General features: G+C 73.5%; 21 protein-coding genes and 1 riboswitch. Of the genes, 18 read left to right on the forward strand and 3 right to left on the reverse strand.

Annotated features, from left to right (window positions below):
* Positions 1-9: 9 nt before the first annotated feature.
* The 15 genes from NLX85_RS15255 (at position 10) to NLX85_RS15325 (ending at position 11,774) form a co-directional block, all read left to right on the forward strand.
* A complete protein-coding gene (locus NLX85_RS15255; RefSeq protein WP_254335605.1) occupies positions 10-756 on the forward strand; it encodes an SAM-dependent methyltransferase in 747 nt (248 codons plus the stop codon).
* A gap of 121 nt (positions 757-877) precedes the next feature.
* Positions 878-2,065, forward strand: a complete 1,188-nt coding sequence (locus NLX85_RS15260) for a PP2C family protein-serine/threonine phosphatase (protein ID WP_254335606.1) — start codon at positions 878-880, stop codon at positions 2,063-2,065.
* 47 nt (positions 2,066-2,112) lie between these two features.
* On the forward strand, positions 2,113-2,583 hold the full coding sequence (locus NLX85_RS15265; RefSeq protein WP_254335607.1) for a MarR family transcriptional regulator: 471 nt from the start codon (positions 2,113-2,115) through the stop codon (positions 2,581-2,583).
* A 298-nt stretch (positions 2,584-2,881) separates the two neighbouring features.
* Positions 2,882-3,520: a CDP-alcohol phosphatidyltransferase family protein gene (locus NLX85_RS15270; RefSeq protein ID WP_374628092.1), complete on the forward strand. Its 639-nt coding sequence runs from the start codon at positions 2,882-2,884 to the stop codon at positions 3,518-3,520.
* The gene (locus NLX85_RS15275) at positions 3,517-4,467 is read left to right on the forward strand and encodes a DUF881 domain-containing protein (protein ID WP_254335608.1); all 951 of its coding nucleotides are present in this window, start codon (positions 3,517-3,519) and stop codon (positions 4,465-4,467) included. Before NLX85_RS15270 ends, NLX85_RS15275 begins: the two co-directional genes overlap by 4 nt.
* On the forward strand, positions 4,464-4,796 hold the full coding sequence (locus NLX85_RS15280) for a small basic family protein (protein ID WP_007071104.1): 333 nt from the start codon (positions 4,464-4,466) through the stop codon (positions 4,794-4,796). The genes NLX85_RS15275 and NLX85_RS15280 overlap by 4 nt, the downstream gene beginning before the upstream one ends.
* A 10-nt stretch (positions 4,797-4,806) precedes the next feature.
* Positions 4,807-5,733 (forward strand): DUF881 domain-containing protein, encoded by a 927-nt coding sequence (locus NLX85_RS15285; RefSeq protein ID WP_254337446.1) that lies wholly within the window; start codon positions 4,807-4,809, stop codon positions 5,731-5,733.
* Positions 5,734-5,791: 58 nt separating this feature from the next.
* A complete protein-coding gene (gene gcvH, locus NLX85_RS15290; RefSeq protein WP_148425731.1) occupies positions 5,792-6,172 on the forward strand; it encodes a glycine cleavage system protein GcvH in 381 nt (126 codons plus the stop codon).
* Positions 6,173-6,389: 217 nt separating this feature from the next.
* Entirely contained in the window at positions 6,390-6,842 is a 453-nt protein-coding gene (locus tag NLX85_RS15295; RefSeq protein ID WP_007071101.1) for an FHA domain-containing protein, read from the forward strand.
* 50 nt (positions 6,843-6,892) lie between these two features.
* Positions 6,893-7,597, forward strand: coding sequence for a MerR family transcriptional regulator (locus NLX85_RS15300; protein WP_254335609.1), 705 nt, complete (start codon positions 6,893-6,895; stop codon positions 7,595-7,597).
* A gap of 227 nt (positions 7,598-7,824) precedes the next feature.
* A complete protein-coding gene (locus NLX85_RS15305) occupies positions 7,825-8,289 on the forward strand; it encodes a bifunctional nuclease family protein (RefSeq protein WP_073833177.1) in 465 nt (154 codons plus the stop codon).
* A gap of 210 nt (positions 8,290-8,499) precedes the next feature.
* Positions 8,500-9,078, forward strand: coding sequence for a MerR family transcriptional regulator (locus NLX85_RS15310; RefSeq protein ID WP_148425732.1), 579 nt, complete (start codon positions 8,500-8,502; stop codon positions 9,076-9,078).
* A gap of 469 nt (positions 9,079-9,547) precedes the next feature.
* A complete protein-coding gene (locus NLX85_RS15315; RefSeq protein WP_254335610.1) occupies positions 9,548-9,937 on the forward strand; it encodes a group 1 truncated hemoglobin in 390 nt (129 codons plus the stop codon).
* A 2-nt stretch (positions 9,938-9,939) separates the two neighbouring features.
* A complete protein-coding gene (locus NLX85_RS15320; protein ID WP_254335611.1) occupies positions 9,940-11,091 on the forward strand; it encodes a globin domain-containing protein in 1,152 nt (383 codons plus the stop codon).
* Positions 11,088-11,774: a DivIVA domain-containing protein gene (locus tag NLX85_RS15325; RefSeq protein WP_254335612.1), complete on the forward strand. Its 687-nt coding sequence runs from the start codon at positions 11,088-11,090 to the stop codon at positions 11,772-11,774. The genes NLX85_RS15320 and NLX85_RS15325 overlap by 4 nt, the downstream gene beginning before the upstream one ends.
* 79 nt (positions 11,775-11,853) lie before the next feature.
* Here the strand turns inward: NLX85_RS15325 and NLX85_RS15330 are convergent, their stop codons facing one another.
* Positions 11,854-12,663, reverse strand: a complete 810-nt coding sequence (locus NLX85_RS15330; RefSeq protein WP_254335614.1) for an MBL fold metallo-hydrolase — start codon at positions 12,661-12,663, stop codon at positions 11,854-11,856.
* 77 nt (positions 12,664-12,740) lie between these two features.
* On the opposite strand from NLX85_RS15330, the gene NLX85_RS15335 reads away from it, so the two are divergent.
* Positions 12,741-13,094 (forward strand): helix-turn-helix domain-containing protein, encoded by a 354-nt coding sequence (locus NLX85_RS15335; RefSeq protein ID WP_254335616.1) that lies wholly within the window; start codon positions 12,741-12,743, stop codon positions 13,092-13,094.
* 3 nt (positions 13,095-13,097) lie between these two features.
* Here the strand turns inward: NLX85_RS15335 and NLX85_RS15340 are convergent, their stop codons facing one another.
* The gene (locus NLX85_RS15340; RefSeq protein WP_254335618.1) at positions 13,098-13,754 is read right to left on the reverse strand and encodes an NAD(P)H-binding protein; all 657 of its coding nucleotides are present in this window, start codon (positions 13,752-13,754) and stop codon (positions 13,098-13,100) included.
* A gap of 117 nt (positions 13,755-13,871) precedes the next feature.
* Here NLX85_RS15340 and NLX85_RS15345 point away from each other — a divergent pair, with 117 nt between their 5' ends.
* Both NLX85_RS15345 and gcvP read left to right on the forward strand, forming a co-directional pair.
* Positions 13,872-14,732 carry an NAD-dependent protein deacetylase gene (locus tag NLX85_RS15345; protein ID WP_254335620.1) on the forward strand — a complete coding sequence of 287 codons (861 nt, stop codon included), beginning with the start codon at positions 13,872-13,874 and terminating at the stop codon, positions 14,730-14,732.
* A gap of 66 nt (positions 14,733-14,798) precedes the next feature.
* Positions 14,799-14,897, forward strand: a riboswitch (glycine riboswitch).
* Between the two features lie 73 nt (positions 14,898-14,970).
* A complete protein-coding gene (gcvP, locus tag NLX85_RS15350) occupies positions 14,971-17,793 on the forward strand; it encodes an aminomethyl-transferring glycine dehydrogenase (protein ID WP_254335622.1) in 2,823 nt (940 codons plus the stop codon).
* An 80-nt stretch (positions 17,794-17,873) separates the two neighbouring features.
* On the opposite strand, the gene NLX85_RS15355 is transcribed toward gcvP, so the two are convergent.
* Positions 17,874-18,074 (reverse strand): DUF5999 family protein, encoded by a 201-nt coding sequence (locus tag NLX85_RS15355; protein ID WP_091306916.1) that lies wholly within the window; start codon positions 18,072-18,074, stop codon positions 17,874-17,876.
* Between the last annotated feature and the right edge of the window lie 17 nt (positions 18,075-18,091).

The following is an 18,091-nucleotide window of genomic DNA, read 5'->3' on the forward strand; positions in this document are numbered from 1 at the left end:
GCCTCGTCGATGGCCGAGCCCGACCAGCCGAGCACCGCCCGCATGATCGACTACTGGCTCGGCGGCGAGCACCACCACCCGGTCGACGTGGCCGCGGCCGGTGCCTTCGAGGGCGCGTACGGGCCCTGCGCGGCGATCTTCCGCGCGCTGCGCGACTTCCTGGGCCGGGCGGTGCGGTCGATCGCCGACGCCGGGGTGGACGGCTTCCTGGTCTTCGGGGCGGGCGTGCCCACCCGCGGCAACGTGCACGAGGTGGCCCCGGACGCCACCGTGCTCTACACCGACGTCGACCCGGTGACGGTCCGGCTGGGCCAGCGCCTGCTCGCCGACAGCGACCGGGCCGGCTACGGCTACGGCGACGCCACCGACATCGGCACCGTCGACCCGGCCCAGCTGCACCGGTTCGTGCCGGGGTGGGGGAGGAGGCCGGTCGGGGTGGTCTTCCTGGGGCTGGCCGCGTTCCTGGACGACAACACCCTGACGCGCACCCTCGACGAGCTGTACGAGGCGGTCGCGCCGGGCAGCTTCCTGGCCATCGACTTCGACAGCGAGGAGCTGGCCGCGTACCCGGAGGCGCTGGCCATGATGGGGCCGGCGTTCCGGATGCGGGCGCCCGCACGGTTCGCGCCGCTGCTGGGCCGCTGGCAGCCGACGGCGGACGGCATCGTGCCGGTGGCGCGGTGGCGGCCGGCCGGCACCCCGGCGCCCGTGCCGGACGCCTTCTACGGCGCGCTGGCCACCAAGCCGGCCGACTGAGCGGCCCGCGCCGTCCACCCGGGCCCGCGCCGCCGGCGCGGGCGGAGCCGGGGCGCCGGTGTCGGCGGGCCTCCGTATGATGCTTGCTCTACAGCAATAGTCGTCATCGGAGGATGTCAGCATGCCGGACGCGTCCGGAGCGGTGTCGCGCGCCCTGCGCGCCGCGCCCCCCGACCAGTTGGCGGAGGCCGCCGACGCGACGGTCCGCCGGGTGCTCGGCGCGTCGCGGACCGAGGTGTTCGTCGCCGACTACCGGTTCACCGGGCTGTGGCCGGTGCTGGACGCGGACCTGCCTGAGGGCGGGTTCCTCGCCTGCCAGGGCGTCGCGCAGCGCTGCTTCCGCAGTCAGCAGCCGGTGCTGGACGCCGCCGAGGACGGGCGCTGCCGGGCCTACCTGCCGCTGTCGGCGTGGGGCGAGCGGCTCGGCGTGCTGATGGTCGAGCTGCCGGCCGCGCCGGACGCGGCGACCGTGGAGGCGGCCCGGGACGTCGCGGGCGACCTGGCGATGGCGCTGCGGGCGGCGGACCGGGAGACCGACCGCTACCGGCGGGCGCGCCGCCGGGAACGGCTCAGCATGGCCGCCGAGATGCAGTGGGACCTGCTGCCCGGGCGCAGCGTGGTGCACGGCGACTTCGTGCTGGCCGGGCAGCTCGAACCGGCGTACACGGTGGGCGGCGACCACTTCGACTGGTCGGTCGACGGCGACCGGCTCACCGTCACGGTGCTCAACGGCGCCGGCAACGGCCTGGCCGCCTCGCTGCTGACCGCGGTGACCGTCAACGCCATGCGCAACGCGCGGCGCTCCGGCGGCAGCCTGGTGGAGCAGGCCGAGCTGGCCTCGGACACCATCTTCTACCAGCACCGGGGGAGCCGGCACGTGGCCACGCTGCTGCTGGAGCTGGACACCCGTCGGGGCGTGGTGCGGGCCGTGGACGCGGGCTCGCCCCACGTGCTGCGGCTGCGCGGCGGCACGGTCACCCCGATCGCGCTGGAGCAGCAACTGCCGCTGGGCATGTTCGCCGAGACCCGCTACGACGTGCAGGAGTTCACCGTGCGGCCGGGCGACCGGCTCTTCGTGGTCAGCGACGGGGTGTACGCGGCGGAGCCGGCCGGGCAGGAGCCGTACGGGGATCGGGCCATGGCGCGCGCGATGCGGTCCACTCGGCTGCAACCGGCGACCGAGGCAGTTGGTACGGTGATGCGCGAACTGCACGCGTACCACGCCGACGCGGATCTCCGCGACGACGCGGTCGTCGTCTGCCTGGACTGGCGCGGTTCCAGCCCTGCGGACGACGTCGGCGGGCGGTGACGGACCGGCGGAGCGAACACGAGCGGGACGATCGCAGGGGACAGCGGGTGGAGCGACCTCCGAATCTTGCCGCGGCCATCGATGCGGCGGCCGAGGCGCTCATCGGTGTGCTCGACTCCGCCACCTCCCGGCACAACGTCAGCGTCTCGCCGACCCAGCTGCGGGTGCTGTCGCTGATCATGGCCCACCCGCACACCAACGTGAACCGCCTGGCCGAGCTGCTCGACGTGGTCCCCTCGTCGGCGAGCCGGCTCTGCGACCGGCTGGAGGCGGTCGGGCTGCTGCGCCGGGCGGCCGACCCCCGCGACCGGCGCGAGGTGCGGCTGATCCCCACTGCCGCGGCGGAGACCCTGCTGCGTGAGCTGACCGAGCGGCGGCACCGGGCGGTCCAGGCGGTGCTGGACCGGATGCCCAACCGGGTGCAGCACGAACTGCTGCTGGCGCTGCTGGCGTTCGGCCAGGCCGCGTCGGCGAACGCCCCGCAGGCCACCGCCGACTCCACCGCCCGTACCGCCTGACCCGATCGGCGCGATCAACTGCTCAACTAGTGTCCTAGGATGCCTTACGGGTGGTGCCGCTCCGCACAAGAGGCGGAGCTGAGCACCGACGCAGCGCGGGGTCCGGGACAGGCCGGGGGAGCCCGATATAGTGGCAGCGCAACTCACCGGCCCGTGATCGACGCGATCGCGGGCCACAACGGGGAGGTCCCAGCCCGGGATCGCAGAGGGCGCCGGCGTCTGACCGGCCGGCAACGCGCACGTGCCCGCGGGCGGCCGATCACTCGGCCGCCGGACCGTGCTGCGGAGGGAGGGTTCGGTGTCGCGTCGGCCGGCTCCATCGGAGCACCCGGCTCCCGGCGGTGCGGCGGTCGTGGGGGATCGCGTCCTCACCCTGCCGAACATGATCAGCTTCGTCCGGCTCGTCGGTGTGCCGCTCTTCCTCTACCTGTTCCTCGTGGTCAAGGCCGACGTGGCCGCCATCGTGGTGCTGGCCATCGGCGGCACCAGCGACTGGGTGGACGGCTGGATCGCCCGCCGCCTCCAGCAGGTCAGCCGGCTGGGCGAGCTGCTCGACCCGCTGGCCGACCGGCTCTACATCCTGGCCACGCTGCTGGCGTTCACCGCCCGCGAGGTGGTGCCGTGGCAGTTCACCGGGGCGCTGCTGGCCCGCGAGTTGCTGTTGCTCGGGTCGCTCGCGGTGCTGCGCCGCTACGGCTACGGTCCGCCGCCCGTGCACTACGTGGGCAAGACCGCCACGTTCCTGCTGCTGGCCGCGTTCCCGATCCTGCTGCTGGCGGCCGCCGCCCCGGGCGTGGCCACCGCGGCCGGCGCGATCGGCTGGGGCCTGGCCTGGTGGGGTCTGGTGCTCTACTGGGTGGCCGGGGCCATGTACGTGGTGCAGGCCGCCCGCCTGGTCCGCGCGATGCGGGCGCGGCGCGCGGGAGCGGCCGCGTGACCGCGACGCCGCCTCGGGACAAGGACAAGGGCCGCGACCCGTCGGCGCGGGTGTACGCGCCGGACTTTCTGACCGAGCTGTTCCGCAACCCCCTCGATCCGGGATACGCCGACGCGGCGGCCCGGCGGGCGGCGGCGCCGCCGTCGCGGGCACGGCGGGTGCTGGCCCGTCCGGTGGGCCTGGTGGTGCTGCTGGTGATCGGGTTCCTGTTCGCGGTGGCGTACCGGGAGACGGTGGCGGAGGAGCCGGGCCGGGCGAAGGCGCGGGCCGGGCTGGTCGCCGAGATCAAGCAGCGCGAGGCGGAGACCGACCGGTTGACCGCGCGGGCGGATCAGCTGCGCGAGGAGGTCAGCCGGCAGCGGGACGCGGCGTTGAGCGGGTCGCAGGCGTCGCGGCTGCGCAACCTGGAGGCGGGCACGGGCCTGGGCCGGGTGCGCGGTGACGGTGTGGTGGTGCGCCTGGCGGATGCGCCGCGGGATCAGGACGCGGTGACCGGTGCGGACGCGGGGCCGTCGCGGGTGTTGTACTCCGACCTGCAGAAGGTGGCGAACGCGCTGTGGGCGGCGGGCGCGGAGGCGGTGGCCGTCAACGGGCAGCGGTTGACGGCGACGTCGACGATCCGCCAGGCGGGAGAGGCGATCCTGGTGGACTACCGGCCGGTGACGGGTCCGTACGAGGTGGCGGCGATCGGGCCGGGGTCGATGCGGGATCGGTTCGACGACAGTGAGGCGGCGGCCCTGATGCGTTACGTGGCCCGGACGAACGGGTTGGCGTTCGGGGTGAAGGACGCGGACAAGCTCACCCTGCCGGCGGCTCCGGAGCCACGGCTACGCTACGCCGAGCCTTCGGTGAGTCCGAGCCCGTCGGGTTCGGGTGTCGCCGGTTCGACAAGTCCCGGGCCGTCCGGTCCGGGGACCTCTTCCAGCCCCTCGGGAGGTGGCCGATGATCGCGGTGCTGGCGTTGCTCGCCGGTGTGGTGCTCGGGGTGTATCTGGATCCCACGGTGCCCGCGGCGTTGCAGCCGTACCTGCCGATCGCCGTGGTGGCGGCGCTCGACGCCGTGTTCGGCGGGGTGCGGGCGAAGCTGGACCGGATCTTCGACGACAAGCAGTTCGTGGTGTCGTTCATCTCGAACGTGCTGGTGGCGGGTCTGATCGTGTACCTGGGTGACCAGTTGGGTGTGGGCGGTCAGTTGTCCACCGGTGTGGTGGTCGTGCTGGGGGTGCGCATCTTCGGAAACGTGGCGGCGATCCGTCGACACCTGTTCCGGGCGTAGGTTTGTGGCGATGAGCGAGGAGCACAGGGAGACGGGCACGGGGTGGCCGCAGCCGGCGGAGCCGGGGCGGCCGTCGGGTCCGGCCGGTGAGCCGGATCCGCGCCCGGACGCGCCCGATCCGGATGAGTTGAGCCCGTTGGCGCCGGTCGAGCCGGCGGCGCCGGTCGAGCAGGAGGACGTGCCGGAGCCGGCGGAGGAACCGGGGGCGTCCGCGGCCGGGGCGAAGCCTGCGCCGGTGTCGCGGCGGTTGACGTCGGCGGGCGCGATGATCGCGGTGTTGCTGGCGTTGCTGGGGTTCACCCTGGTGGTGCAGTTGAAGACGACGTCGACCGATCCGACCCTCGCGGCGACGCGGGAGGAGGACCTGGTCCGGATCTCGTCGGATCTGGATTCGCGGGAGCGGCGGCTGCGGCAGGACATCGAGGCGCTGGAGGAGAGCCAGCGGCAGCTGCGTTCGGGTGAGCAGGGCCGGCAGGCGGCGCTGGAGGAGGCGACGCGGCGGGCGGACGAGCTGGGCATTCTGGCGGGCACGTTGCCGGCGGTGGGGCCGGGTCTGTCGGTGCGGTTCGAGGGTCCGGACAAGGCTGTCGAGGCGGAGCGGATCCTGGACGCGGTGCAGGAGTTGCGGGGCGCGGGCGCGGAGGCGATGCAGATCGCGGGTGCGGACGGGACGGCGGTGCGGATCATCGCGTCGACGTATTTCGTGGATGCGTCGGGCGGTGGGCTGGTGGTGGACGGGCGGCGGTTGAGCGGCCCGTACGTGATCTCGGTGATCGGTGATCCGGCGACGCTGCGTACGGCGTTGAACATTCCTGGCGGGGTGGTCGCATCGGTGGAGGAGGCCGGCGGTAACGTGACGCCGGTGGACAGTGAGGCTGTGGAGGTTTCGCAGCTCCACGCCCCGATCAAGCTGGAACACGCCCGGCCGGTCTCCTGACCGGTCGCGGCCGGCGCCGGTTTTCCCCCCGGTGCACTGATGACGAAGGACGCAGCTGGTGATTCCTGAGGATCTGCGGTACACCGCCGAGCACGAGTGGGTGGCCGGTGGGGACGGCGGTGCCGTCCGGGTCGGTATCACGCACTTCGCGCAGGATGCCCTGGGTGACATCGTGTTCGTCCAGTTGCCGGACGAGGGCGCGGTGGTGGCGGCGGGTGAGTCGCTGGGTGAGATCGAGTCGACGAAGAGCGTGTCGGAGATCTACGCGCCGTTGAGCGGCACGGTGGCGGCGCGCAACGAGGCGTTGGCCGACACCCCTGAGGTGATCAACACGGATCCGTACGGTGCGGGTTGGTTGGTGGAGATCACTCCGGATGATCCGGCGGCGGTCGAGGGTTTGTTGACCGCTGGTGCGTACCGCGAGCTCACTGAGAGCTGAGTTCGTCCGTTCCGGGCGGCGGGGTTGCCTCCGCGCGTCCGGTTGCCCTGTTTTTCGGCGCTGGCTAGGCTCGCCCAGTTGACCGAGAACCAATAGTTTGAGCGTTGCGGAATGCGCCTTCCCGGCACGGGGAGCCAGCCGCCGGGTGTGTATCTGCCCGGCGGCCATTCCCGCCATTGCCCGACGCCGACCGAAACAGATCCGTGAGGTGGTCCCCATGACGCGCCCAGACGACGAGTTCCCCCCACTCGACGTCACTTCGACGCTCAATCTCGGTTCGCTCGACGAAGTGCTGGAGGGTCCGGACACCGATGTGGTGCCGAGCCGGATGTCCGGTTCGTTGCCGCCGGGGATGGCGCTGCTGGTGGTTCGCCGGGGTCCGAACGCGGGCGCCCGGTTCCTGTTGGACCACGATGTGACGACGAGCGGCCGGCACCCGGACAGTGACATTTTCCTCGACGACGTGACGGTGTCGCGGCGGCACGCCGAGTTCCATCGGGATGGTGGCACGTTCACGGTGCGGGACGTGGGCAGCCTGAACGGCACGTACGTGAACCGGGAGCGGGTCGAGGCGGCGACGCTGAGCAACGGCGACGAGGTGCAGATCGGTAAGTTCCGGGTGGTGTTCATCGCTGGTCCGCGTCCGGAGGAGGAGGCCGGCCGGGGGTGAACGGGCCTGCGGCTTCGACGCCGCCCGGGGAGGCGCGTGGGCCTGCGCTGATGAGCATCGGCGAGGTGTTGGCGCAGCTGCGGGTGGAGTTTCCGGACGTCACGATCTCGAAGTTGCGGTTCCTGGAGGCCGAGGGCCTGGTGGAGCCGGAGCGGACGCCGGCGGGGTACCGGAAGTACAGCTGGGACGATGTGGCGCGGTTGCGGTTCGTGTTGACCGCGCAGCGGGACCAGTACCTGCCGTTGCGGGTGATCCGGGACCAGTTGGCGGAGTGGGACTCCTCGGGTGCGGCGGCGCCGGGGCGGCAGCGGCCGAATCTGGTGGCGGTCGGTCCGGGTGGTGAGGTGCCGGGCCGGGAGGTGGCGGAGCCCGCCGAGTCGTCGGAGGTGCGGCTGGGGCGCGCGGAGCTGATCTCCCGCAGTGGCGTCGACGAGTCGACGTTGGCGGAGTTGGAGCGGCTCGGTGTGCTGGTGCCGGATCCGCCGGGCTGGTACGACGCGGATGCGTTGATCATCGCGCGGGCGGTGGCGGGGCTGGCGGCGTACGGGTTGGAGCCGCGGCACCTGCGGGCGTACCGGACGGCGGCGGACCGGGAGGTTGGTCTGTTCGCGCAGTTGGTGGCGCCGTTGGCGCGGCAGTCGGATCCGGCGGCGCGGGCCCGGGCGGCGGAGACGGCGCGGGAGTTGGTGGCGTTGTCGCAGCAGTTGCACGCGGCGTTGGTGCGGGTGGGGCTGCGGTCGACGTTGGGTCGGTGAGGTTGGTTGGGGCCGGGTGTCGTGGGGGCGCCCGGCCTTCGCCGTGGGTGGGGGTCGTCGGTGGCGCGCGAAAGATCTGCGTCGGGAAGCGTGTCGTAGGCTTGCCGGGGTAACCCTTTCCGGCGAGGCGTGGTGCACGTAGCGCATGGGACTCCCGTGTCGCGGTCCGTGTACCGTGCAGGGAAGGGCGCGGTGCGGGCGTAGGTGACAACGACACGGAGGCGGCGGTGCGCGAGCTGAGCGTGGTCGGAGTTCGGGTGGAGCTGCCCAGCAACCAGCCGATCGTCCTGCTGCGGGAGGTCGAGGGGGACCGCTATCTGCCGATCTGGATCGGTGCGGTCGAGGCGACGGCGATCGCCTATGAGCAGCAGGGTGTCAAGCCGGCGCGGCCGTTGACGCACGATCTGCTGCGGGACGTGCTGGCGGCGTTGCAGGCGCCGTTGCGGGCGGTGGAGATCACCGAGTTGAAGGAGAACGTCTTCTACGCCGATCTGTTGATCGGTGACGGCGTTCGGGTGTCGGCGCGGCCGAGCGATTCGATCGCGTTGGCGTTGCGGGTCGGGGCTCCGATTCGTTGTGCCGAGCAGGTCCTCTCCGAGGCGGGGATCGTGATCCCGGACGAGCAGGAGGACGAGGTCGAGAAGTTCCGGGAGTTCCTGGAGCAGGTGCGTCCGGAGGACTTCGCGGGTTGAGGTGGCCGGCCGGTGGGTCGGTCGGCGGTGCGGCGGCGGTGGTCACGGTGGGTGACGGCTGGCCGCCGTCGGTGATCTTCCGGGTGGCGGTGCGGCGTGTCGTGGTGTCTCCTGCGGGTCGACTCCCGGTGTCGGCGCTAGGGTTGCGGTGTCGAGGGGTGCGCGCACGGGGAGACGGCGTGTCACCGCACGGGCGGGGAGGTTGTCCGGATGCACGAGCCGCGAGATCCTGGTCCGAGTACGGAGCAGCAGCCTGACCCGGTCGTTGACGGCGAGGTGGGCTACCGGGGTGTGACCGCGTGTCCCGCGGTGGGCATCAGCTACCGGCAGTTGGACTACTGGGCCCGGACGGGTCTGGTGGTGCCGAGCGTGCGGGACGCGTCCGGGTCGGGGACGTCGAGGTTGTACTCCTTCCGCGACCTGGTGGTGTTGAAGGTCGTGAAGCGGTTGTTGGACGCCGGGGTGTCGTTGCAGAACATCCGGAAGGCCATCGACGCGCTGCGGTCGCGTGGGGTGGAGGACCTGGCGGGCATCACGTTGATCTCGGACGGGACGACGGTGTACGAGTGCCGGTCCCCGGAGGAGGTCGTCGACCTGTTGCAGGGCGGCCAGGGGGTGTTCGGCATCGCGATCGGCGGCGCGTTCAAGGAGATCCAGGGGTCGCTGTCGCATCTGCCGGCGGAGCCGGTGGGTGGGCAGCCGGAGCCGGCCGCCCCGCCGGTGGAGTCGGAGTCCGAGTCGGTGGGGGACGAGTTGGCGGCGCGGCGGGCGCGCCGGCGGGCGGGCTGACCGCCCGGTCATTGCTTCGGGGGCCGCGCCACGCCCAGAACGGGCATGGCGCGGTCCCCTTTTTTTGTTCACAGCGCGTGTCGGCCGGCCGGTGGGGCGGTGGCCGGCCTGGGGTGGCGGGTGCCGCCGGTCGGGCGGGCGGCCGTGACTTGCGGAAACGTCGGCCCGGTGGGCGGCGGACCGGTCGTGTCCGAAAGGGACCGTCGGCGGTGGGGCGTGGCACGGCTTTCCACCGTGCGTGGCGGTGTGATCGCGGGATGCGAGCGGCGCGGCGGGGTTGTTGACTGTCCGTGATCGACAGTTGTCGGGAATCGGATAGGCCAGGGCTGACCGGTTCCGGCGGGCACGCTATGGTCCGACACGGTCGCTTGCGCGTGGCCGTTCGGTGGAGCGGGTGCGACGCGCGCGGGCTTCCGGTTGCCCCTCCGCGGCGCTGCCCGCGTGACCCCCCTGTTCGGAAGGAACCACCATGACGGTGACCGAAGAGACCACCCCGATCTCCCACTACGAGCGCATCGGCGGCGCCGCCGCGGTGAAGGCCGCGGTGGAGCTGTTCTACGACAAGGTGCTGGCCGACCCGGACCTGGCCGGCTACTTCACCGACGTGAACATGGCGGAGCAGCGGCGGCACCTGGCGCTGATGTTGACGGTGGTGCTGGGTGGCCCGAACGAGTACGCCGGTCGGGGACTGGCCGAGGCGCACCAGCCGCTGAACATCCCGGTGGCGCACTACGTGAAGGTCGGCGAGCACCTGACGGCGACGCTGGTGGAGCTGGGCGTGCCGGCCGACGTGATCGCGGACGTGCACGTGGTGCTGGGCCAGGTGCAGGACCAGGTCGTGTCCGCGGGGAACGCCTGAGCGTGGACGCGGCGCGGCTCAAGCAGAGCTGGTCCCTGGTCGCCGCGCACGGCGACCAGGTGCCGCTCTACTTCTATTCGACGCTGTTCCTGGCGCACCCGGAGACCCGGCAGATGTTCCCCACGAACATGGCGGGGCAGCGGGACCGCCTGGTCAACGCGCTGGGGCACATCGTGTCCCACGTGGATCAGGTGGACCGGCTCGTCGGGTTCCTCCAGGACCTCGGCGCGGATCACCGCAAGTTCGCGGTGCGCGCTGAGCACTACCCGGCGGTCGGTGAGGCCCTGCTGGCGACGCTGCGGCACTTCTGCGGCGAGGCGTGGACCGACGAGCTGGCGGCCGACTGGGCGGCCGCGTACGGGTTGGTCGCGCAGGTGATGATGGACTCGGCGCAGGAGGCCGAGACGAAGTCGCCACCGTGGTGGGTGGCCGAGATCCTCGGGCACGAGCGGCGCACGTTCGACGTGGCGGTGCTGACGGTGCGGCCGCAGTACCTGCTGCCGTTCAACCCGGGTCAGTCGATCGGGGTGTCCCACCCGGCGGTGCGGTCGTGGCGGTACTACTCCCCGGCGAACGCGCCCCGCCCGGACGGCACGCTGGAGCTGCACGTGCGGGCCGCGCCGGGTGGCGCGGTGTCGTCGCGGCTGGTGTACGGGTGCGCGGTCGGTGACCAGCTGCACCTGGCCGCGCCGGTGGGTGACCGGTTGACGTTGTGGCAGGCCGGGTCGTCGGATCTGCTGCTGCTGGCCGGTGGCACCGGCTGGGCGCCGGTGAAGGCCCTGCTGGAGCAGGTCGCGGCGGAGGGCGTGGGCCGTCGGGTGGACCTGTACGTGGGGGCCCGGTCCCGGCTGGAGTTCTACGACAGCGAGGCGATCGACAAGTTCGCCGCCTCGTACCCGTGGCTGCGGGTGACGTACGTGGCCGGGTCGGATCCTCGCCGGCCGGGTGAGTTCATGCAGGTCGCCGACCAGGTCCTCGCCGACGGGGACTGGCGGTCCCGGCACGTGTACGTGTGCGGCTCCGACGAGATGGTGAGCCATTCGGTGGCCGCGCTGGCCGGGGCCGGCTACCAGCCGGGTCAGCTGCACCACGAGGGTTTCGGCAAGCACTGGTACGGGCCGGCGTTCCGGACGATGACGGAGGTGGCTCCATGAGCGCGACCCCGATCAGCAGGTACGAGGCCGGTCAGGTGACCGGCGGTGGGGTGCAGGTGCGCCTCACCGCGGACCGGGTGCGCCGGTGGGAGTTCGGGTCGGCGTCGTTCACCCGCCGCGGCTACGAGCACGCCGACGTGGACCGGTTCCGGCTGCAGGTGGCCGACGAGCTGGATCTGCTGGCCACCCAGCTGGCGAACCTGCGGGCGGAGAACGAGCGGCTCAACGACCACCTGGAGCTGCACCGGCACGGGGTGATCCCGAGCGCCGACAACGCGGCGGCGGTGCCCGCGGCGAAGGAGGTGAACCTGCTGTCGGCGGCGCAGCGGGAGGCCGAGCAGATCATCGCGCAGGCCCACGACTACGCCCGCCGGGTCGCCGAGTACGCCCGGATGCAGTACGAGAGCTACATGCGGGCCGCGGCGGAGGAGGCGAAGCAGGAGGCCGAGCGGGCCGTGACGGAGTACCGCAGCAACGCCGGGGTGAACTTCGACGACTCGGTGGCCACCCGGGAGGCGCTGCGGATCTTCGGCGAGATGATGATCTCGCACATGCAGGCGGCGGCCCGGCACCTCGACGACGGCAGCGAGCAGCTGGCGCGGACGATGGAGCGGATCGCCCGGGAGGCGCCGGGGGTCGGCGGTGGGCAGCCGCCGGTGGCGCTGCCCCGCCACCAGCGTTGATCTGCCCGGTCAGGTGAAGCGGCGGTCCGGCCCGTCGGGGTGACCCGGCGGGCCGGGCCGTCACCCGGGCGGTGGCCGGTCAGCCGGCCGGCGCGACGGTGACCGGTCGGCCGGGCGTCGGGGTGAGCAGCCGGTGCGCCAGGCCGTGGCGGGCGAATGCGGCGGTCACGTCGGCGGGTCCTTCGGTGAAGTGGCTCCACCCGTCGTCGTGGACGACCACGACGGGGCAGTCGCCGAGCAGCCGGGCGGCCCGTACGGCCTGTTCGGCGGTGAAGGAGAGGGTGGCCGGCCCGAACGGGGCGAGCTGGGCGGCGCCGGCGTGCAGCACGGCCAGTCCGACGGGCCCGGCGGCCGCCACCTCGGCGGCGGTGGCCGGGTCGACGGTGTCGCCGCTGACCCAGACCGCCGGTGGCTGCGCGGTGATCGGGCCGGCGGCCGGGGCGGGTGCGCACGGGCGGATCAGGAAGCCGGTCACCTCGCCCAGCGCGGCGCCGAGGGGGCCGGGACCGTGCGCCGCCGGCGTGGCGGTGACCGTGACCCGGCCGGCGACCTCGGCATGGGCGCCGGGCGGCAGGCCGACGGCGGCGCCGCCGAGCCGGCCGGCCGCCGCCGGGGTGGTGAGCACGGCCGGGGCGTCGGCGAGCAGCGCCCGGCCCGCCCGGTCGAGGTTGTCGGGATGCTGGTCGTGGCTGAGCAGCACGGCGTCGACCGCGCCGAGCGCCGTGGCGGGCAGCGCGGGACCGCGCCGCTTGGTGAGCGCGCCGCCGGGCAGCGGGTAGCGGGTGCCGGGCGGGTCGAAGGTGGGGTCGGTGAGCAGCCGGACCCCGGCGAGCTCGAGCAGGACGGTCGGTCCGCCGAGGACGGTGACGGTGACGGCGGGGGTGCGCATGCTTGCCTCCTGAGCGGTCGGGAGGTCAGGCTGGCACCGGCGGGCGGGTTTCCTTCAAGTAACCACGGGGGGCGGGAGTGGACGCCACGGACTGGCGGTCGCCGGAACTGGTCGCGGGTGACTGCCCGCTGTCGCGGACCCTGGACATCGTGGGTGGCCGCTGGAACGCCATGATCATCCGTGAGTTGCTGGACGGCCCGAAACGGTTCACGCAGCTGCGCGCCGGGCTTCCTCCGGTGACCGCGAAGGTCCTCACCGAGCGGCTGCGGCTTCTCGCCGACTACGACATCGTGCGCCGCGACGAGCAGCCGGGCGTGCCGCCACGGGTCGCGTACGCGCTGACGACGCGCGGGGAGTCGCTGCGTCCGGTCCTGGCCGCGTTGTGGCGGTGGGGGGTGCGGGACGAGGCGAGCTGGGCGGCCGCCGGTTGACGGTCAGCCGGCGGCGGCGCGGACCGCCTCGGCGATGGGGGTCTCCCCGCCGACCAGCTCCAGGGTGAGCCCGGCGGTGTCCGGGGCGTACAGCAGGGCCAGCAGGACCCGGGCCACGTCGGCGCGGGTGACCGCGCCCGGGTCGACGTGCCGGGCCAGGGTGATCCGGCCGACCGCCGCGTCGTCGGTGAGCCGGCCGGGGCGCAGCACGGTGACGTCGAGGTCCCGTGCGGCGAGGTCGTCCTCGGCGGCCTTCTTCGCCCGCAGGTACGCCGCCCACACCTCGTCGGTGCCCGCCCTCGGGGGCCGGTCCACGCCCATCGAGGAGACCAGCAGGTAGCGGCGGACCCCGGCGCGTTGCGCGGCGTCGGCGAGCAGCACGGCCGCGGCCCGGTCGACGGTGTCCTTGCGGGCGGCGCCGCTGCCCGGGCCCGCCCCGGCGGCGAAGACCACCGCGTCGGCGCCGGTCAGGTGCCCGGCGAGGGTGTCGGCGTCGGTGTGTTCCAGGTCGCAGACGACCGGTTGCGCGCCGGCGGCGCGCAGCGCGGCCTCGTGGTCGGGGTTGCGGATCAACCCGACGGCGGTGTCGCCGCGGCCGGCGAGTTCCCGCTCCAGCAGTTTGGCGATCTTCCCGTGGCCCCCGGCGATGACGACGCGCATGCCCTCAACCTAGTCGCGGGACGGGCCGCCCGCCGGGGTCCCGCACGTCGCGGGCGGCGCGGTGACGGCGGTCACCGCCGGCGGTGGCGGTCGCCGCGCGGCGGCCGGCGAGGCAGCATGGACACCGTGACCGAGACGTTCGACGCGTTGACCCGGCTGGTGGGCGCCGGGGACGTGGTGGTGCTCAGCGGCGCCGGCCTGTCCACCGAGTCGGGCATCCCGGACTACCGGGGGCCCTCCGGCGCGGCCCGCCGGCACACCCCGATGACCTACCAGGCGTTCACCCGCGACCCGCACGCGCGGCGGCGGTACTGGGCGCGCAGCCACCTGGGCTGGCGGATGATCGCGCGGGCCGCCCCGAACGACGGGCACCGGGCGGTGGCCCGGCTGCAGCGCGCCGGCCTGCTCGGCGGGATCATCACCCAGAACGTCGACGGCCTGCACACCGCCGCCGGCGCCACCGGGGTGATCGAGTTGCACGGCCGTCTCGACGAGGTGACCTGCCTGGACTGCGGCAACCTGACCTCCCGCGACGAGCTGCACCGGCGGCTCACCGAGGCGAATCCGGGTTTCGACGCGCACGTCGCGCACGTGAACCCCGACGGTGACGTGGACCTGCCCGTCGCGGCGGTGGCCCGGTTCCGCACCGTCGACTGCGGCATCTGCGGCGCCGGCATGCTCAAACCCGACGTGGTGTTCTTCGGCGAGACGGTGCCCGCGCCCCGGGTCGCCGACTGTTTCGCCCACGTCGAGCGGGCCCGGGCGCTGCTGGTGCTCGGCTCGTCCCTGACCGTCATGTCGGGGCGCCGGTTCGTGCTGCGCGCCGCGAAGCTGGGCATCCCCGTGGCCATCGTCAACCAGGGCCCCACCCGCGGCGACGGGTACGCCTCGCTCACCCTCGACGAGCCCCTGGGCGCCACGTTGGCCGCCCTGGCCGACCGGGTCGCCGCCGCCGCGGTGCCCGCCGCCGCGGTGTGACCGCCCCCGGAGCGGGGTACGACATGAGCCGGAAACATGGTCGCTGGTAGCGTTGACCATGCCGGTACCACCCACGTGGGAGAGACCGCCCGGGAACCGCCCGGACGGCGCCGAAGGGGCAGATTCTCCCCGGAACCTCTCAGGCAAAAGGACCACGTGGGCAGGCGCTGTGGAGCGCGTCAGCGCGACTCAGGGGGAGGCCGACCCGTCGACCTCGCCCCCACAAGGAGCGCAGCGCATGACCGCAGAGCAGTTCGCCGACCGGCACATCGGCCCCGGCCCGGACGACGAGCGCCGGATGCTGGAGACCGTCGGGCACAGCTCCATCGACGAGCTGATGGACGCCGCGATCCCCGAGGTGATCCGCTGGCACGGCGCCCTGGACCTGCCCGCCCCGGCCAGTGAGCGGGAGGCCATCGCCGAGCTGCGCGCGCTGGCCGCCCGCAACACCGTGGCCGTTTCCATGATCGGGCTGGGCTACCACGGCACGCACACCCCCGCGGTGATCCGCCGCAACGTGCTGGAGAACCCCGCCTGGTACACCGCGTACACGCCGTACCAGCCGGAGATCAGCCAGGGCCGGCTGGAGGCGCTGCTGAACTTCCAGACCATGGTCACCGACCTGACCGGGCTGGCCACCGCCAACGCCTCCATGCTCGACGAGGGCACCGCCGCGGCCGAGGCCATGACCCTCGCCCGCCGCGCGAGCCGGAGCAAGAGCCCGGTGTACGTGGTCGACGCCGACACCCTGCCGCAGACCATCGCGGTGATCGCCAGCCGCGCGGAGCCGCTCGGCATCGACGTGCGGGTGCTCGACGTGGAGCGCGACGAGCTGCCGGGCGAGTTCTTCGGCCTGCACCTGCAGTACCCGGGGGCGTCCGGGGCGGTCCGCGACCACGGCCGGCTCGTGGAGGCCGCGCACGCCGCCGGCGCCCTGGTGACCGTCGCCGCGGACCTGCTGGCGTTGACGCTGCTGCGCCCGCCCGGCGAGATCGGCGCCGACATCGCCGCCGGCACCACCCAGCGCTTCGGTGTGCCCATGGGCTTCGGCGGCCCGCACGCCGGCTACCTGGCCGTCCGCTCCGGCCTGGAGCGGATGCTGCCCGGCCGCCTCGTCGGGGTGTCCAAGGACGCCGACGGCAACCCCGCCTACCGGCTGGCGTTGCAGACCCGCGAGCAGCACATCCGCCGGGAGAAGGCGACCAGCAACATCTGCACCGCGCAGGTGCTGCTGGCCGTGATGGCCGGCATGTACGCCGTCTACCACGGCCCGGACGGGCTGCGGGCCATCGCCCGGCGTACCCATGCGGCGGCGGCGCGGCTCGCGGCCGGGCTGCGCGCCGGGGGCGTGCAGGTCGCGGACGTCGCGTTCTTCGACACCGTCACCGCCACCGTGCCGGGCCGGGCCGCCGAGGTGGTGGCCGCCGCCGCGCAGCGCAACGTGAACCTGCGGCTGGTCGACGCCGACCGGGTCGGTGTCTCCTGCGACGAGACCACCACGGCCGCGCACCTGGCGGCCGTGTGGGCGGCGTTCGGCGTGGCCGGGGTCGACGGCGAGGTGGACGCGGACCTGCCGGCGCAGTTCCGGCGCACGAGCGACTTCCTCACCCACCCGGTGTTCCGCACCCACCACTCGGAGACGGCGATGCTGCGCTACCTGCGCCGGCTGTCCGACTTCGACTACGCCCTGGACCGGGGCATGATCCCGCTGGGGTCGTGCACCATGAAGCTGAACGCCACCACCGAGATGGAGCCGGTCACCTGGCCGGAGTTCGCCCACCTGCACCCGTTCGCCCCGGCCGAGCAGACCGCCGGCTACCGGGAGCTGATCGCCCAGCTGGAGGGCTGGCTGGCCGAGGTCACCGGCTACGACGCGGTAAGCGTGCAGCCCAACGCCGGGTCCCAGGGGGAGCTGGCCGGGCTGCTGGCCATCCGGGCCTACCACCGGCAGCGCGGCGAGGGCCACCGCGACGTGTGCCTGATCCCGTCGTCGGCGCACGGCACCAACGCCGCCTCCGCGGTGATGGCCGGCATGCGGGTCGTGGTGGTCGGCTGCGACGCCGACGGCAACGTCGACCTCGTCGACCTCGACGCGAAGATCGACAAGCACCGGGACGCGCTCGCCGCGATCATGGTGACCTACCCGTCGACCCACGGGGTGTACGAGACGGGCATCGCGCAGCTGTGCGCGAAGGTGCACGACGCCGGCGGGCAGGTGTACGTCGACGGGGCGAACCTCAACGCCCTCGTCGGCTTCGCCAAGCCGGGCCGCTTCGGGGCGGACGTGTCGCACCTGAACCTGCACAAGACGTTCTGCATCCCGCACGGCGGCGGCGGCCCCGGCGTGGGCCCGGTGGCGGTGCGGGCGCACCTGGCGCCGTTCCTGCCCGGCGACCCGCTGGCCGCGCACGTCGACGGGCGGCCGGCGATCTCCGCGGCCAACCACGGGTCGGCGGGGATCCTGCCGATCCCGTGGGCGTACCTGCGGATGATGGGCGCCGAGGGGCTGGCCCGGGCCACCGGCGTGGCGGTCTTCGCGGCCAACTACGTGGCCGCGCGGCTGCGGCACCACTACCCGGTGCTGTACGCCGGCAACAAGGGCCTCGTGGCGCACGAGTGCATCCTGGACCTGCGGCCGCTGACGAAGGCGACCGGCGTGACCGTCGACGACGTGGCGAAGCGGCTGATCGACTACGGCTTCCACGCGCCGACGATGTCGTTCCCCGTGGCGGGGACGCTCATGGTGGAGCCGACCGAGAGCGAGGACCTGGCCGAGCTGGACCGGTTCTGCGACGCGATGATCGCCATCCGCGAGGAGATCGACAAGGTCGGCTCGGGGGAGTGGCCGGCGGGGGACAACCCCCTGGCCAACGCGCCGCACACCGCGGCGATGGTGTCGGGTGACGAGTGGCCGCACCCGTACCCGCGGTCGGTGGGCGCGTACCCGGCCGGAACGGACCGGGCGGGGAAGTACTGGCCGCCGGTGCGGCGGATCGACGGCGCGTACGGAGACCGGAACCTGGTCTGCTCGTGCCCCGCGCCGGAGGCGTTCGAGAACTGATGCGGTACGCCGGGGCGGTGCAGTGCCGCCGCCCCGGCCGGCGGCGCCGGCGCGTACGCTCGGCGACGGAGCGTGATCGTCTAGGCGACGAGAGCGTGCCGGGCGGGGCCGCGGTGCGGGGCGATGGTGCTGCCGTCGGGGAGCAGCTCACCGGTGTCCTCGAAGACGATGACACCGTTGCAGAGCAGGCTCCAGCCCTGCTCAGGGAAGCAGGCGAGGACGCGTGCGGCTTCGCGATCCGTCGCCTCAGCGGAGGGGCAGGTGGGTAGGTGCTGGCACATCGGGTTCTCCGGACTGT

Source organism: Micromonospora sp. A3M-1-15, from assembly GCF_024213425.1.
GTDB lineage: Bacteria > Actinomycetota > Actinomycetes > Mycobacteriales > Micromonosporaceae > Micromonospora > Micromonospora chersina.

Coding starts and splice junctions, on each gene's coding strand:
- NLX85_RS15255 (WP_254335605.1), top strand. CDS start 10: ATGGCCGAGCCCGACCAGCCGAGCACCGCCCGCATGATCGACTACTGG.
- NLX85_RS15260 (WP_254335606.1), top strand. CDS start 878: ATGCCGGACGCGTCCGGAGCGGTGTCGCGCGCCCTGCGCGCCGCGCCC.
- NLX85_RS15280 (WP_007071104.1), top strand. CDS start 4,464: ATGATCGCGGTGCTGGCGTTGCTCGCCGGTGTGGTGCTCGGGGTGTAT.
- NLX85_RS15285 (WP_254337446.1), top strand. CDS start 4,807: ATGAGCGAGGAGCACAGGGAGACGGGCACGGGGTGGCCGCAGCCGGCG.
- NLX85_RS15295 (WP_007071101.1), top strand. CDS start 6,390: ATGACGCGCCCAGACGACGAGTTCCCCCCACTCGACGTCACTTCGACG.
- NLX85_RS15300 (WP_254335609.1), top strand. CDS start 6,893: ATGAGCATCGGCGAGGTGTTGGCGCAGCTGCGGGTGGAGTTTCCGGAC.
- NLX85_RS15310 (WP_148425732.1), top strand. CDS start 8,500: ATGCACGAGCCGCGAGATCCTGGTCCGAGTACGGAGCAGCAGCCTGAC.
- NLX85_RS15315 (WP_254335610.1), top strand. CDS start 9,548: ATGACGGTGACCGAAGAGACCACCCCGATCTCCCACTACGAGCGCATC.
- NLX85_RS15325 (WP_254335612.1), top strand. CDS start 11,088: ATGAGCGCGACCCCGATCAGCAGGTACGAGGCCGGTCAGGTGACCGGC.
- NLX85_RS15330 (WP_254335614.1), bottom strand. CDS start 12,663: ATGCGCACCCCCGCCGTCACCGTCACCGTCCTCGGCGGACCGACCGTC.
- NLX85_RS15340 (WP_254335618.1), bottom strand. CDS start 13,754: ATGCGCGTCGTCATCGCCGGGGGCCACGGGAAGATCGCCAAACTGCTG.
- NLX85_RS15345 (WP_254335620.1), top strand. CDS start 13,872: ATGGACACCGTGACCGAGACGTTCGACGCGTTGACCCGGCTGGTGGGC.
- gcvP (WP_254335622.1), top strand. CDS start 14,971: ATGACCGCAGAGCAGTTCGCCGACCGGCACATCGGCCCCGGCCCGGAC.
- NLX85_RS15355 (WP_091306916.1), bottom strand. CDS start 18,074: ATGTGCCAGCACCTACCCACCTGCCCCTCCGCTGAGGCGACGGATCGC.